The organism is Thioclava nitratireducens, from assembly GCF_001940525.2.
Lineage (GTDB): Bacteria > Pseudomonadota > Alphaproteobacteria > Rhodobacterales > Rhodobacteraceae > Thioclava > Thioclava nitratireducens.
This window is the reverse complement of sequence record NZ_CP019437.1, coordinates 1,098,708-1,112,556: the sequence shown is the minus strand read 5'-3', so window position 1 is coordinate 1,112,556 and position 13,849 is coordinate 1,098,708. Positions and strand designations below refer to the sequence as shown.

General features: G+C 63.5%; 12 protein-coding genes. 1 reads left to right on the top strand and 11 read right to left on the bottom strand.

Translation table 11 applies throughout. The annotated features are described in order from the left end of the window. Positions 1–3: 3 nt before the first annotated feature. The 4 genes from BMG03_RS05520 to BMG03_RS05505 all read right to left on the bottom strand — a co-directional run bounded on the left by BMG03_RS05520 (position 4) and on the right by BMG03_RS05505 (position 4,763). Positions 4–1,059 carry an ABC transporter permease gene (locus BMG03_RS05520; RefSeq protein ID WP_166504566.1) on the bottom strand — a complete coding sequence of 352 codons (1,056 nt, stop codon included), beginning with the start codon at positions 1,057–1,059 and terminating at the stop codon, positions 4–6. Next, a complete protein-coding gene (locus tag BMG03_RS05515) occupies positions 1,059–2,588 on the bottom strand; it encodes a sugar ABC transporter ATP-binding protein (protein ID WP_077701128.1) in 1,530 nt (509 codons plus the stop codon). Before BMG03_RS05515 ends, BMG03_RS05520 begins: the two co-directional genes overlap by 1 nt. Positions 2,589–2,709: 121 nt before the next feature. Then, positions 2,710–3,717, bottom strand: a complete 1,008-nt coding sequence (locus BMG03_RS05510) for a substrate-binding domain-containing protein (RefSeq protein WP_075776408.1) — start codon at positions 3,715–3,717, stop codon at positions 2,710–2,712. A 32-nt stretch (positions 3,718–3,749) separates the two neighbouring features. After that, positions 3,750–4,763, bottom strand: coding sequence for an ABC transporter permease (locus BMG03_RS05505; RefSeq protein WP_075776409.1), 1,014 nt, complete (start codon positions 4,761–4,763; stop codon positions 3,750–3,752). A gap of 178 nt (positions 4,764–4,941) precedes the next feature. On the opposite strand from BMG03_RS05505, the gene BMG03_RS05500 reads away from it, so the two are divergent. Beyond that, complete coding sequence (locus tag BMG03_RS05500) at positions 4,942–6,006, top strand: LacI family DNA-binding transcriptional regulator (protein ID WP_206198469.1); 1,065 nt, start codon at positions 4,942–4,944, stop codon at positions 6,004–6,006. Between the two features lie 33 nt (positions 6,007–6,039). Here BMG03_RS05500 and BMG03_RS05495 read toward each other — a convergent pair whose 3' ends face one another. From BMG03_RS05495 to BMG03_RS05465, 7 genes are all read right to left on the bottom strand, one after another. After that, positions 6,040–7,128, bottom strand: coding sequence for a tartrate dehydrogenase (locus tag BMG03_RS05495; RefSeq protein ID WP_075776410.1), 1,089 nt, complete (start codon positions 7,126–7,128; stop codon positions 6,040–6,042). Positions 7,129–7,135: 7 nt separating this feature from the next. Next, positions 7,136–7,978, bottom strand: coding sequence for an SDR family NAD(P)-dependent oxidoreductase (locus tag BMG03_RS05490; RefSeq protein ID WP_075776411.1), 843 nt, complete (start codon positions 7,976–7,978; stop codon positions 7,136–7,138). Positions 7,979–8,021: 43 nt separating this feature from the next. Beyond that, positions 8,022–9,047: a LacI family DNA-binding transcriptional regulator gene (locus tag BMG03_RS05485; protein ID WP_075776412.1), complete on the bottom strand. Its 1,026-nt coding sequence runs from the start codon at positions 9,045–9,047 to the stop codon at positions 8,022–8,024. 120 nt (positions 9,048–9,167) lie between these two features. Continuing rightward, positions 9,168–10,061 carry an NAD-dependent epimerase/dehydratase family protein gene (locus BMG03_RS05480; protein ID WP_075776453.1) on the bottom strand — a complete coding sequence of 298 codons (894 nt, stop codon included), beginning with the start codon at positions 10,059–10,061 and terminating at the stop codon, positions 9,168–9,170. 47 nt (positions 10,062–10,108) lie between these two features. Further along, the gene (locus BMG03_RS05475; protein WP_075776413.1) at positions 10,109–11,611 is read right to left on the bottom strand and encodes a sugar ABC transporter ATP-binding protein; all 1,503 of its coding nucleotides are present in this window, start codon (positions 11,609–11,611) and stop codon (positions 10,109–10,111) included. A gap of 65 nt (positions 11,612–11,676) precedes the next feature. Then, positions 11,677–12,609, bottom strand: coding sequence for a sugar-binding protein (locus BMG03_RS05470; protein WP_077701127.1), 933 nt, complete (start codon positions 12,607–12,609; stop codon positions 11,677–11,679). Positions 12,610–12,776: 167 nt separating this feature from the next. Continuing rightward, positions 12,777–13,739: an ABC transporter permease gene (locus BMG03_RS05465; protein ID WP_075776414.1), complete on the bottom strand. Its 963-nt coding sequence runs from the start codon at positions 13,737–13,739 to the stop codon at positions 12,777–12,779. Positions 13,740–13,849 lie beyond the last annotated feature (110 nt).

The window sequence follows — 13,849 nt, the reverse complement described above, 5'->3', positions numbered from 1 at the left end:
GGATCACTCTGCTTTGCGTTGCTTGGGTTTTTGCTTGCGGCGCACGAAGAAGGCCGCTGCGAGAAGGATGAACGCGCCCACGACAAGGCGCTGCCAGGTGCTGGGGATACCCACCAGAACCAGCGTGTTGCTGACCACGGTGATCAGGAGAACACCGGCCACCGTGCCCAGCACCGAGCCCGTGCCGCCGGTGATCCGCGCCCCGCCGAGAACGACGGCGGCGATCACCTCGATCTCGGTGCCGACCAGATCGAACGGGTTGGCCATGCGGGTCGCGCTGACATGGATGATGCCTGCGAGACCTGCGAGCGCCCCCGCGAAGGCGAAGACGAAGACATGCACCACGCGCTGGCCATAGCCGAGCCGCGCCGCGACCTCCGGGTTGCCGCCGGTAGCAAAGATCGCCCGCCCCATCAGCGTGCGGTCAAACAGGAACCAGGCCAGCCCGACGACGACCGGGAAGATCAGGAAATAGGCGGGCAGATCGACGGTCACGCCATTGGCGCCCTGAAACTGGTAGAGCGCGGCCTTCCCGAAGGCGGTCATCTGCGGCGGAAGCTCCATCAGCCAAACCGTACCCACGAAGGCCAGCAGGATACCGCGGAACAGGTATTGCGTGCCGATCGTGACGATCAGCGAAGGCACGCGCAGCCCGTGAACCAGAAGGCCGTTCACCGCGCCCAGAAGCGCACCGGCCACAACTGCAATCGCGATGATCGCCGCCATCGGCAGATCGGGCGCCACGGTGATCACGAATTTCGTAAGCGAATACATTGTCAGCGCCGCGATCGCGGTGAAGGAGACGTCGATGCCCCCTGCCGCGAGAATGGCGAAGACACCGAGCGCGAAGAGCCCGGTCACCACGCTCGCGCGGCCCATATCGATGAGCGAGCCCGGCTGCAGAAAGTTGGGGTTGATGATCGACACCGCCACGCAGATCACGACGAGGATGGTCAGCGTCACCATCTCGGGGCGACGTCGCAGGGTCTCCCAAATCGTCAGTTTGTCCTCGGGACGTTTGGGCGTTGATCGGTCATTCATCTCTTGCACCATGGTCATCAGGCAGCCTCGTTCGCCGAGCCAAGCATCGATTGGTAAATACGGTTCTCGTCGGTGGTCGCGGCGTCGAGTTCATCGACGAGGCGACCGCGATTCATCACGAGGATCCGGTCGCAGTTCTGCAGCAGTTCCGGCAGGTCGTCGGAGACGATGATCAGCCCGATCCCGCGCTCCGCCATCGCCTGGATCGCGCGGTAGATCGTGTCCTTCGACCCGACATCGACGCCGACGGTCGGGCCATGAAGCACCAGCAATTTCGGCTCGATGCTGAGCCACCGGCCGATCAGCACGCGCTGCTGGTTGCCGCCCGAGAGCGCCGAGACCGGCAGGTCGATATTGCCGGTATTGAGGTTCATCGCCTCGGAAATCTTGCTCGCCGCCTCGCGCCCCTTGCGCTTGTCGACGATGCCCCCGCGCCCACGCAGCCGGTCGAGGATCAGCGTCACCTCGTTCTGGTAGATCGACTTCTGCAGGAACAGCCCTTCGGAGAGGCGGTCCTCGGGGACATAGCCGATGCCGCGTGCAATCGCGTCCGCGGGGGAGTCGAGATGCACCTGCGCGCCGGAAATCTCGATATGACCGGAGCTCAGCGATTGATGGCCGGCCAGCGCGAGCGCGACCTCGTTGCGACCGGAATCCGAGAGACCGGTGATGCCAAGCACCTCGCCCGCCTTCAGCGAGAAGGCGACATCCTCGAAGTCCGCGCCGGAGCTCGCCCCCTCGACGCGCAGCACCTCTTCGGCCCGCGGCGTGCCATTGCGGTAGCGCATCGTGTCCAGTTCGCGCCCGGTCATCAGATGCGAAAGCTCGGCGCGGGAATAGTCCGCGATTGGGCCCTGCGAGATACACTCGCCATCGCGGAAGATGATCGCTTGCCCGCCGATGCGGTAGCACTCCTCCAGTTTGTGGGTCACGAACAGCACCGCCACGTCGCGTTCGAGCAATTTGCCGACCAGTTCGATCAGCGCGTCGACCTCGTGCCGGGTGAGCGAAGTGGTCGGCTCGTCCATGATAACCAGCCGCGCGTCGGCGGCGATGGCCCGCGCGATGGCGACGCGCTGCCGGATCGCAAGCGGCAGATCCCCGACCATTGTGTTAAGGAGTTTCGCCGTCGGCTCCAGCCCGACATTACGGATTGCCTCGCGGGCCGTTTCGCGCAGACGGCGGCGGTTCAGCAGCCGCATCAGGCGCCCGTTGCCGCTCACCAGTTGGTCGCCAAGCGCGACATTTTCCACGACGGAGAGGTTCGGCAGCAGGGAGAGGTCCTGATAGACCGTCTCGATCCCCGCTTCGAGCGACTGGATCGGCGACAGCTCGCTATGCGCCTGCCCATCGAGCACGATCTCTCCCTCGCTGGGCGCATGGGCGCCCGAAATAATCTTGATGAAGGTGCTCTTGCCGCAGCCATTCTCGCCCAGCAGGTGATAGGCGACACCAGTGTCGATCGTTACGTCGACGCCGCGCAGCGCGTGAACACCGCCAAAGCGTTTGTGGATGCCGCGCAGCTCCAGAAAATGTCCGTCTGACATCTGATTGCTCCCCCTGAACACCGGTCTTTTCCGTCCCATGCGCCGCAGCTCCTCCAGCCTAGGCACGGGCGGTTCGAAAGCCGGCCGGGGCTGACCCCCGGCCGACCGATTTTTTCACGTCTTAGAAAAGGGTCTCTTTGTAGGTATCCTTGTCGACGAGAACCATGCCGTTACCCACGACGAGCACGCCGTCACCGGCACCGGGGCGCACGCTGACACTGTGGTAGCCGTCGACACCCAGATCCATGCCGTCGGTGATCTCTTCACCCGCGAGGATCTTGGTGGCCAGCGAGTTCATCGCCATACCGGCCTTCTGCGGATCCCAGAAACCGATCGCGGTGATCGCCCCGCTGTCGAGATAGGCCGCCGAGGGGTTCGGCAGACCGGTGCCCACAAGACAGACCTTGCCGGCCAGACCGGCTTCTTCGATCGCGCGACCGACGCCGAGCACATCATTGCCCGCCGAAGTCTGGAAGCCCTTGATATCCGGGTGCTTGCGCAGGATTTCCTTGGCTTTCTCGTAGGTGCCCTGGGCGTCGTCGAAGCTTTCGTTGTTCGGATCGACGAGTTCCATATCCGGGTATTTCTTCGCGTTCTCCTCGCCCGCGCCGACCCACTGCATGTGGGTGCGGCTGCCCAGCGAGCCGACGAAGGTCGTCCACTTGCCCTTGCCGCCCATGCACTTGGCCAGACGCTCGTTCAGCGCCGCACCATATTCCGCGTTATCGAAGGCTTCGACATCGGCCATGGTGTTCTTCTGGTTGTCAGCCTCGTGGGTCACGACGACGATGCCGCGATCCATCGCGCGCTTGAGCACGCCTTCGAGGATCGCCGGATCCATCGGCACGACGGCCAGCGCATCGACGCCGCGCGCGACGAGATCCTGCACGATCTGCAGCTGCTGGGCGGAATCCGCCGTGGCGGGGCCGACCTGCTCGATCTTCATGTCGGGATGTTCCTGCGCGTACTTCTCGACACCGGTTTTCATCCGGTCGAACCACGGGATACCGCTGATCTTGACGACCGTGGTGATCGACTTGCCTTCCTGCGCTGCGACCCCTTGTGCGCCAGCCAGCATTGCCGCCGTGGTCGCGGCCAACAGGCCGATTTTCAGTCCTTTGAATGCCATGATGATCTCCTCCCTGGATTACATTCTTCGGCTCAGTGTTTCGGAGCGCGCGCCGCGCGCCCCAGCGAAAAGCGTGTGATGACCTGGTCGACCAACTCGAAGCGGTTGACCGCGAGGAAGCACAGCAGCAGCGCGCCCCAGGCGAAATCCCGCACGAAATTCGAGAACCCGACGAAGTTCAGCAGGCTCGACAGAAGCTGCAGCGTGATCGCCGAAAGCACGACATTCACGATGCGCCCATAGCCGCCCTCGGGCCGCACCCCCGCCATCACCGCGACAAGGATCGCGATCAGCAGATAAGAGGTGCCGTAGTCCCATTTCACGTTGATGTTCCGCGCTGCGATGATGACCCCCGCCAGACCGGCCATCAGCCCCGAGAGCGCGTAGGTCGTGATCAGGATGCGGTCGCGGTTGAAGCCGCTGAACAGCGCCGCCTTCGGGTTGGCTCCGGTCAGCATCAGCTTCATCCCGTAGGGCGTGAAGCGCAGCACCCCGCCCAGGATCAAAGCAGCGCCGAGGAAGATCAGGAAGCTCGCCGGCACTCCGAAGATCAGGCCATTGCCCAGATCGTAGAGCGCGGGCGGCGATCCGATCGTCACCGAGCGTCCTTCCGAGAACACGACCGCCGCGCCGGTGAAGGCCATCTGCGTGCCCAAGGTGCACAGGATCGGCGTGATCTCGAAACGCGAGATCAGAAATCCGTTCAGCGCACCGCCCAGCACGCCGATGATCAGACATCCCCCGGCGAAGGTGATAGTGAACAGCACGGGCGCTTCGTCGACCGGGAAGATCGACAGCGCTACAAGCCCCGAGGCCACGCCCGAGAGGTTCGCAAGCGCGATCCCCGACAGGTCGATCCCACCGTTGCCGGAGCACATCGCCAGCATCACGCCGATCGCGAGCAGCCCGATCTCGGGCACCTGGTTCGCCATCGATTGCAGATTGTAGATCGAAAGGTAATTGCCGCCGGATGCCGCCCCGCCGACTGCTAGAAGCAGCACGATGAGTACGGACAACACAAACAGGTTCCCATCCAGTTTCGACATCTCCTCCCCCGCGCCGTTTACTGAAGAATTATCTTATTTACTAAATTCGTACTATTATGTTTACTAAAGTCAACCCCGTTTGTTCACTAGCTGCTTCGAGCGCGAGCGAATAAAAAGACCGAACTTTCCGAAGGCCCGTTGTGCAGTGCGGGAGGTTCGCCCATAGATTGAAGGCCACATGAGCGACACGATGGAAATTGAGCCAAAAAAGCCGGTCACCCTGCGCGAAGTTGCCGGGCACGCGGGGGTTTCCGCTGCCACCGTTTCGCTGGTCCTGAACGACAAGGGCGACATCTCGGAGGCCACCCGCGCCCGCGTTTTGGAAGCGGTGGAGGCGTTGAACTACACCCCGCGCTCGAATCGGGCGCGGACCGAAGTCACCAACACGATCCGCTTTCTCAAGATCGCGCGCCACGGCCAGACGGTGAATCGCGACCACAACCACTTCATCTCGGACTATATCGACGGGATGTCTTTCGAGGCGCTTCGCCGCGACTACGCGCTGCAGGTCGTGAGCTACGAACAGGAATCGCTGCATCAACTGTTGTCGAGCCTGGACGGCTCGGAACCGCGCGGCATCGTCGTGCTCGGCACCGAACTTTCACGCGAAGATATCGAGACGATCATCGAGCGCGCGCCGCTACCGACCGTGCTCATCGACACCTACCACCCGTTCCTGAAGGCGAATTTCGTCGATATGGACAACGATCAACTCGTCTACGATGCGCTCTCGCATCTGGTTTCGCGCGGCTTCCGCAAGATCGGCTATGTCGGAAGTTACAGCGAGGTGATGAACTTCCGGCTGCGTCAAACGGCGTTCCGGAACGCGGCCGCAGCGTTCGGATTGCAGAGCGAGGACGCGCAGGAACTTTCGGTGAAGTCGACACTGGACGGCGCCTATGAAGAAGCCTTGACCCAGTTGGGCGACCGGCCTCTCGCGGATGCTTATTTCTGTGCGAATGACATCATCGCCTTCGGCTTCGTCAGAGCCTTGCGCGAATTGGGCCACAGAGTGCCGGAAGATGTTTCGGTCGTGGGCTTCGACAACCTTCCCACCTCGAGCGTCTTCGATCCGCCCCTGACTTCGGTCGACGTTCCGAAAGCGCGCATCGGCGCGATGGCGATCCGCCTGCTCGACGACCTCATCGCGACGGACGAGCGAGATCAATCTCCGGTGAAGGTCCTGATGACGGGGGAACTGGTTGTGCGCGATAGCGTGGCGGATTTCAAACCACGGCGCTGAAACGCGAGAGCTTCTGAAGCTGCGACGTAACTTTCAGCTGCCCCCCACTATCTCGTCGAGCGCACGGCAGAGCCGTTCCGTCACCTGTGCAGTGCCGGACGTGCCGCCGAGGTCGCGGGGGCGGCTTTCGGGATCCGCCGTCACGAGTTCGATCGCGCGCATCATTTGCGCCCCTGCCTCGGTCTCTCCGAGGTGCTCCAACATCATCGCCGCGCTCCAGAAGGTGCCGATGGGATTTGCGACGCCCTTGCCGGTGATGTCGAAGGCGGAGCCATGGATCGGCTCGAACATCGAGGGCGCAGCGCGCTCGGGGTTGAGGTTGGCCGTGGGCGCGATGCCGATAGAGCCGGCGAGCGCCGCAGCCAGATCCGAGAGGATGTCGGCGTGCAGGTTCGTGGCGACGATCGTGTCGAGCGAATGCGGATCGAGCGTCATGCGCACGGTCATCGCGTCGACCAGCATCCGGTCCCACGTCACGTCGGGAAACTCGGCCGCGATCTCGGCGGCGATTTCGTCCCAGAGCACGAGCCCGTAGCGCTGCGCGTTGGATTTCGTGACGACCGTCAGCCGTTTGCGCGGACGTGCCTGGGCCTGCGAGAAAGCCACGCGCATGATGCGTTCGACGCCCGTGCGGGTGAAGATGGCGGTCTCGGTGGCGACCTCATGCGGCTGGCCGCGATGGCTGCGCCCGCCCTGCCCCGCATATTCGCCCTCGGAATTCTCGCGCACGATAAGCCAGTCCAGGTCGTCCGGGCTGACACCCGCAAGCGGGCTCGACAGGCCGGGCAGGATCCGGGTGGGCCGCAGGTTCGAGTATTGATCGAGCCCCTGACAGATCGCGAGGCGCAGCCCCCAGAGCGTCAGGTGATCGGGCACGTCCGGCGCGCCGACCGCGCCGAAGAGGATCGCGTCATAGGCCCGCAGCGCGTCGACCCCGCCCGCGGGCATGAACGTGCCTTCGCGCTGATAGCGTTTCGAGCCCCAGTCGAAGCGGTCGATCTCCAGCCGGAATGCGTTGGTCTGGCGGCTCAGGTGATCGAGCGCCGTCAGCGCGGCGTCGACCACCTCCGGCCCGATCCCGTCGCCGGGGATGGCCGCGATACGATGCACCCGGGTCGTCATGGCCGCATCACGCCTTCAGCCACGCCTTGAAGGCGTCATCGTAGTCGGGATGCCAGCGCGACAGCGGCGGGCGGTTCTCGGTGATGTCGCCCGCCGCCCAGAGGATGCGCTTCACATCGGTCGCGCGGTCCACGTCGTTGTCCGGGCACAGGATGTAGAAATCGCCGCGCTCGATCGAGTCGAAGAGGAATTCCACGACCTGTTCGGGCATCCAGGCGCCAGCGGGTTTTTCGGTGCGCCCGCCCGCGGTCAGCGGCGTGTAGACGAAGCCCGGAATGAACAGCCGCGCCTCGACCTTGCAGTCCTCGCGGTTGCGCAACTCGTGCTGCAGCGCCTCGGTGAAGGCCTTCACGCCGGCTTTCGACACGTTATAGGCCGGATCGCCCGGGGGCGTGGTGATCCCCTGCTTGGAGCCGGTATTGACGATCAGGCCCGGCGTGCCCGACGCGATCATGCGCGGCGCGAAAATCTGGCTGCCACGAATGATCCCGCCCAGGTTCACCTCGAGGATGCGGTCCCAGTTGCCTTCCTCATCGAAGATCGAACTGCCGGGCTGCATCCCCGCGTTGTTCATCAGCAGGTTGACCGGACCGAAGCGCGCCCAGACCTCGTCGGCGAGCGCCATGAGCTGCGCGCGGTCCGAGACGTCGGTCGCCAGCGTCATCACGTCCGCCTCCGCGGCACCCGCGGCGATCAGAGCGTCGGAGGCGGCGTCGAGCGCAGCCCCCGGCAGATCGGCGATGCAAACGCGCATCCCAAGCCCGGCGAGGTGGCGGGCGGCAGCGAGGCCGATACCCGAGGCCCCTCCGGTGACGACTGCGACATTGCCTTTGGCGAGAGCGGGATGCATGGCATTTCTCCTTTCAGTTCGGTGTCCGAGATCGGTGCGCGCTTCAGGCAGTCGCGCCGGCGAAGACCTCGAAATCAGTGTCGATGATGGTCGGCGCAGACGGGCGTTCTGGCGAGGCCAGAACCTCCTCGATCGCCTTCTTGCCGATCAGGAAACGGTTCGAGCGGACGGTCGAGAGCGGCTGGGGCAGCTCCTTGCCGATATCGAGACCGTTGAAGCCGAAGATGGCGAATTGGTCGGGCAGGCTGATGCTTTCGGCAAGGCAGTGGAAGACGCCGCCCACCGCCATGTCGTCGTTGGAATAGACCGCGACGTCGACCTGCGGGGCCGAAGCACGCAGGCGCGCTGTCTGTTCTCGACCCGTACCGACCGAGCTGGGCCCGTCATCGATCGCATGCGCCTCGATGGAGAGCCCCGCTTCGGACAGCGCCTCGCACAGCCCGTCATAGCGCAGCCGCGCGCGGCGGTCGGCCTCCCAGTCATGGCCGACATAGCCGAAATGGCGGTAGCCGCGTGAAATCAGGTGGCGACCGATGGCGTGGCCTGCACGGCGATGCGAGGTGCCCACCGCGATGTCGATCGGCGTGCTGTCGATATCCATCATCTCGACGACGCGGATATCACTCTGTTCTAGCATCTTGCGGGTCGCGTCGGTGTGGTCGAACCCGGCCAGCAGGATCGCGGCCGGCTTCCAGCTGAGGATGCCGCGCACCACAGCCTCTTCGCGATCCACATTATAATCCGTGGTCGAGATCACCGGCTGCAGGTCACTTCCCTCGAGCCCGGCATGGACGCCCTGCAGGACTTCCGGGAAGACGATGTTGGAGAGCGACGGGATGACGACGCCGACGAGGAAGGAGTCGAGCGAGGCCAGCGAGCCAGCGATGCGGTTGGGGACGTAGCCCATCGCGCGGACCGTCTCCATGACCTTCTCGCGGGTAGCTTCGGCGACGAGTCCCTTGTTGCGCATGATGCGAGAGACCGTCGACTCGCTGACATTGGCACGGCGCGCGACCTCGCGCACCGTGATCTTGCTTTTGCGGTCGGGCAATCGCTGCTTGGTCCCCATGACGCTTTCCTCCAATTCCTTTCGGGCAAGCCCGAGTCAATTACCCAGAAATGCACCTAGCGGCAGCGTTTTCAAAGGCCATACATGCATGGCGCGAAAACATCGCGGGGACCGTGGCGATCATACCTCCACGTATTTGCGCCACGGATGCGCTTCCTTGAAGCCCAGAACCTCGCGCGCCTTGCGGTTCGAGATCGGTGCCTCGTCGGCGCCCATCTCACGGGTGATCGGCGTGTTCGGGCAGTATTTCTTCAAGAACTCGGTGGTCGGCATGTCGGCGGTGATCGTGTCGTTGACCGCGTTGAACACCTGATAGCCCAGACCGTCCTTCTCGATGCACAGATGCACGATCTCACCCAGATCGCGCGCGTCAATATAGCTCCAGGCGTTGCGTTTGCGGCTCATCGGGTTCTCGAGGAACCCCTTGAACATGCCGTATTCATGGGGCTCGATCACGTTGCCGATGCGCAGTGCGTAAATATCGGCGCCGTAGCGGGCGGCGAAGGCGCGGGCGGTCTTCTCGTTGCAGACCTTGGAGAGCCCGTAGCTGTCCATCGGATCGCTGTCGTAATCTTCCTCGAGCGGGAAGGAGTGAAAATCCTTGTCGCCCTCGGCGAAGCACACGCCATAGGTCGTCTCGGACGAGGCGATGATCACCTTGCGCACGCCGAGCTTCATCGCCGCCTCGATCACGTTGTAGGTGCTCATGACGTTGGCCTGATAGGTCACGTTGTCGGGCTCGATCAGCACGCGCGGGATCGCGGCGAAATGCACGACCGCATCGGGCGGCGACGGCGGCGCGCCCTTCTCGAACCCGCCGAAGTCGTGGTGGGTGGTCAGCGCGTTGAACACGGCGCCGCTGTCGGTCACGTCGGTGATCAGCGTGTTCACGCCCGGGACGTCGAGCGGCTTGAGGTCGACGTTGAGCACATCGTAGCCCTTGCTCAGCAGATGCGGCACCGCATGACGCCCTGCCTTGCCGGTGCCGCCTGTGAATACTACGCGCTTGGTCATTTCAATCTCCGTTTCGTTCATTCGCTTTTTGGTTCGGCGGGACGGCCTCAGCCGGTCGCCGCCAGCATCACGCTTTCCTGCGTGGCGTTCTCTCGGGTCAGTTCGCCGCTGATCTTCCCCTCCTTCAGCACGATCACACGGTCGCTGATCGCCAGAATCTCCGGCAGGTCCGACGAGACGACGATGATCGACATGCCCTCCTCGGCCATCTTGCCCAACAACGTGTGCACCTCGGCCTTGGCGCCGATGTCGATCCCGCGCGTCGGCTCGTCGACGATCAGGATCTGCGGACGGCGCGCGGCCCATTTCGCCAAGACGACCTTCTGCTGGTTGCCGCCCGACAGGTTGAGCACCTTCTGCTCGGGCGACGGCGTCTTGATGCCCAGCGCGCGGATATAATCCGCACAGGCCGCCGTTTCCTTGCGACGGTTCACGAAGTCGAAGCTGCAATAGTCACTCAGATGCGTCAGGGAAAAGTTCTCGCGCACCGACATGCCGAGGACAAGCCCTCGCGATTGCCGATCCTCGGTCACAAATCCGAGCCCATGCTCTATCGCGTCCGAGGGCGAGGAAATCAGCGCCGGTTTGCCGTTGATCGAAATCTCGCCGCTATGGGGGCGGCTGCCGAAAATCATCTCCATCACTTCGGTCCGTCCGGCACCGACCAGACCGAAGAAGCCCAGAACTTCGCCGCGATGCAGGTCGAAATCGACATCGCGCACGAACACACCTTCGTCCTTCACGCGCTTTTCGGTGAGATTGCGCACCGACATCAGAACCTCGTCGGTCGCGTGGGAGGTGTGATGGCCGAAAAGCTGGTCGAGCTCGCGATCCACCATCAGGCGCACCAGCAGGTCGCTCGTCATCTCGGAGACGGGCCGTGTATCGACGGTGCGACCGTCGCGCAGCACGGTGACGCGGTCGGCGATTTCGAAGATTTCCTCGAGCTTGTGCGAGATGAAGACGATACCGACACCCTGCTCGGCCAGTTTGCGCGACATGCGCAACAGCGTCGAGGCCTCGTGGTGGCTGAGCGACGCGGTCGGCTCGTCCATGATGATGAGTTTGGAATTGTAGGAGATGGCGCGGGCGATCTCGATCAGCTGTCTCTGGCCGATCGAAAGCGTGCCGACCATAGCTTCCGGGTCGATTTCCACGCCAAGCTCGTGCAGCACCGCGCGGGTGTCCGCATTCATCTTGGTGCGGTCGATCAGGCCGGTCGGCAATAGCGGCTCACGCGCGAGAAAGACGTTCTCGGCGACGGTGAGGTTATTCACCACTGCGAGTTCCTGGTAAATGATCGAGATGCCGAGCGACCGCGCATGGACCGGGTTCTTGATCACGACGGGTTCGCCCTCGACGCGGATCTCCCCTCCCGGACCGGCGCGCAGCACGCCTGTCATGATCTTCATCAGGGTGCTCTTGCCGGCGCCGTTTTCCCCTGCCAGCACATGCACCTCGCCGGAGTTGAGATGCAGGTCGACGTGGTCCAGCGCCTTCACCCCGGGAAAGGTCTTGGAAATGCTGATCATTTCGAGAAACGGTTTCATCGCGGCCTCAGGCTGAAGAATGTCGGGCGGGGCCACACTTGGCCCCGCCCAGGTGTCGTCGGAGATTACTTGGTGTAGCTGTCGAGGTTGTCGGCAGTCACGACGGTCACACCGGTGTCGATGTTCTGCGGATCGGTCTCTTCACCCTTGATCTGGGCCACGAGATGCTCGACCGCCAGCTTGCCCATCGTGATCGGGCGCTGGACCATGATGCCGTCGATGAAGCCCTCCTTCACGCCCTTGATCGTGTCGGGCAGATCGTCGAACGCAAAGACCTTCAGCTTGCCTTTCTTGTCCGCGAATTCCTGCTGCGCGAGAACCTTCGCGACGGCCGGGCCGCCGACCTGGCTGATGCCGAAGATACCGGCGAGGTTCGGGTTTGCGCGCAGGAGCGCCTCGGTCACCGAAACGGCGCGGGCGAGGTCGTCCTCGGTGCCTTCGGTCGCGACCAGCTTGATGTCGGGATAGTCGGCCAGCGCTTCCTTCACGCCGTCGATCCGCTCGTTCAGGTTGGACGCACCAAGCTGACCGGTGACGATCGCCACCTCACCCTTGCCGCCGAGCGCTTCGGCCATGGACTTGCCCATGGTGACGCCCGCCTGCTTGTTGATCGTGCCGATATACATGCTGCGCGCGCTATTGGCGCTGTCGCTGTCGAAGGTGACGACCTTGATACCCGCATCGGTGGCCTGCTTGATGATGCCCTCGACCGATTTCGGTTCGTTGACCGAGATCCCGATCCCGTCGACGTGACGCGCCATCAGATCCTCGATGATCTTGACCTGCGTCGAACCCTGCGTGTTCGCCGGCACCACCCACTGGTAGTTCACGCCCAGCTCTTTCGCTGCCTCGGCCCCGCCGGTGTTGCAGTCGTCGAAGAACGGAACGGCCACCTTCGGCACGAGCGCCACGGTGATGTCCTGAGCATAGGACGCAGCCGCCCCCATACCGGTTGCCAGGGCCAGAACCGCCGCGGCGGCTTTCATTGCAATACGCATCTTCTCTCCTCCTCCAGACCCGACCACGCACGGCAGGCCTCTATTGTTGATGCAGTTTCGGTTTTGCGCCCCGCACCGGGGCCTTCTTCGTCCGGATCTCGCGCCGCTCTCTCCTCTTCGAGACGCGGTCCGGCTTCTTGATCTTGTTGCTTTCCGGACGACGCGGCTCAGCCGCGGCCGCCCATCCGATTGCGCAGCACGTCCAGACTGACCGCGATCAGGATCACGCCGCCGGTAATGGCCTGCTGGGCATAGGTATTGATGTTGAGCAGCACGACGCCGTTGGCGATCTCGCCGATCAGGGCAGCACCGATGACCGCGCCCAGCACCGAGCCAATACCGCCCGCAAGGCTGGCCCCGCCGATTGCGGCGGCGGCGATCACCTCAAGCTCCGAACCGAAGCCGGACGCCGGTTCTGCCGACAGGTAGCGCGAAAAGGCGATAACGCCGGCCAGCGCAGAGATTGTCGAGGACAGGACGTAGACCGCGAGCTTGACGCGCTGGACCTTCACCCCGCTCAGACGTGCCGCGTTCTCGTTGCCGCCCGTGGCATAGACGTGCCGACCGAAGCGGGTCCGGGTCATGATGACGGTGAAGATGAGTGTCAGCACGAGCAGGATGACCACCGGCACCGGCACCGGGCCGACATAGCCCTGTCCCAGAAAGCTGAAGCTCTCGGGAGTCTCTGGGGTCAACGGCACGCCGTGGGTAATCATATACATCAAGCCGCGCCCGATGCTCAGCGTGCCGAGCGTGGCGATGAAGGGCGGCAGGCCGATCGCGGTGATCAGCAGCCCGTTGGTCAACCCGAAGGCAAGCCCGACACCGAGCCCCGCGGCCACCGCCGCATATTGCGAGTAGCCCGCATCGAAGCAGAGCGCCGTGATCAGACCGGCGAGCCCCATCGCAGAGCCCACCGACAGATCAATCCCGCCGGTGATGATGACCATCACCATGCCGATGCTCATGATGGCGGTCAGCGAGAACGCCCGCGACACCCCCATCAGGTTCGACACGGTCAGGAAATACGGTGTGAACAAGCTGATCAGCAGCCCCATCAGGATCAACGCGATCAGAACGTTGAATTCACGCATGTGACGCAGTTGAAGCAATTGATGCAGGACTCGCATGGATTTCCTTTCCGATGGCGTGACCGAATTTTCCGACAGTGCCAAAACGCCCCTCCCTTCTCCGCGTCCCCGACCTTCCGCACGCACATCCGGCGCCGAACGCTTCGGCG

What these genes read in the sequence shown, in the direction of transcription:
- BMG03_RS05475 (WP_075776413.1), bottom strand. Translation starts at nt 11,611, where the DNA reads ATGAAACCGTTTCTCGAAATGATCAGCATTTCCAAGACCTTTCCCGGG.
- BMG03_RS05515 (WP_077701128.1), bottom strand. Translation starts at nt 2,588, where the DNA reads ATGTCAGACGGACATTTTCTGGAGCTGCGCGGCATCCACAAACGCTTT.
- BMG03_RS05520 (WP_166504566.1), bottom strand. Translation starts at nt 1,059, where the DNA reads ATGACCATGGTGCAAGAGATGAATGACCGATCAACGCCCAAACGTCCC.
- BMG03_RS05465 (WP_075776414.1), bottom strand. Translation starts at nt 13,739, where the DNA reads ATGCGAGTCCTGCATCAATTGCTTCAACTGCGTCACATGCGTGAATTC.
- BMG03_RS05470 (WP_077701127.1), bottom strand. Translation starts at nt 12,609, where the DNA reads ATGCGTATTGCAATGAAAGCCGCCGCGGCGGTTCTGGCCCTGGCAACC.
- BMG03_RS05495 (WP_075776410.1), bottom strand. Translation starts at nt 7,128, where the DNA reads ATGACGACCCGGGTGCATCGTATCGCGGCCATCCCCGGCGACGGGATC.
- BMG03_RS05505 (WP_075776409.1), bottom strand. Translation starts at nt 4,763, where the DNA reads ATGTCGAAACTGGATGGGAACCTGTTTGTGTTGTCCGTACTCATCGTG.
- BMG03_RS05500 (WP_206198469.1), top strand. Translation starts at nt 4,942, where the DNA reads ATGAGCGACACGATGGAAATTGAGCCAAAAAAGCCGGTCACCCTGCGC.
- BMG03_RS05510 (WP_075776408.1), bottom strand. Translation starts at nt 3,717, where the DNA reads ATGGCATTCAAAGGACTGAAAATCGGCCTGTTGGCCGCGACCACGGCG.
- BMG03_RS05485 (WP_075776412.1), bottom strand. Translation starts at nt 9,047, where the DNA reads ATGGGGACCAAGCAGCGATTGCCCGACCGCAAAAGCAAGATCACGGTG.
- BMG03_RS05480 (WP_075776453.1), bottom strand. Translation starts at nt 10,061, where the DNA reads ATGACCAAGCGCGTAGTATTCACAGGCGGCACCGGCAAGGCAGGGCGT.
- BMG03_RS05490 (WP_075776411.1), bottom strand. Translation starts at nt 7,978, where the DNA reads ATGCATCCCGCTCTCGCCAAAGGCAATGTCGCAGTCGTCACCGGAGGG.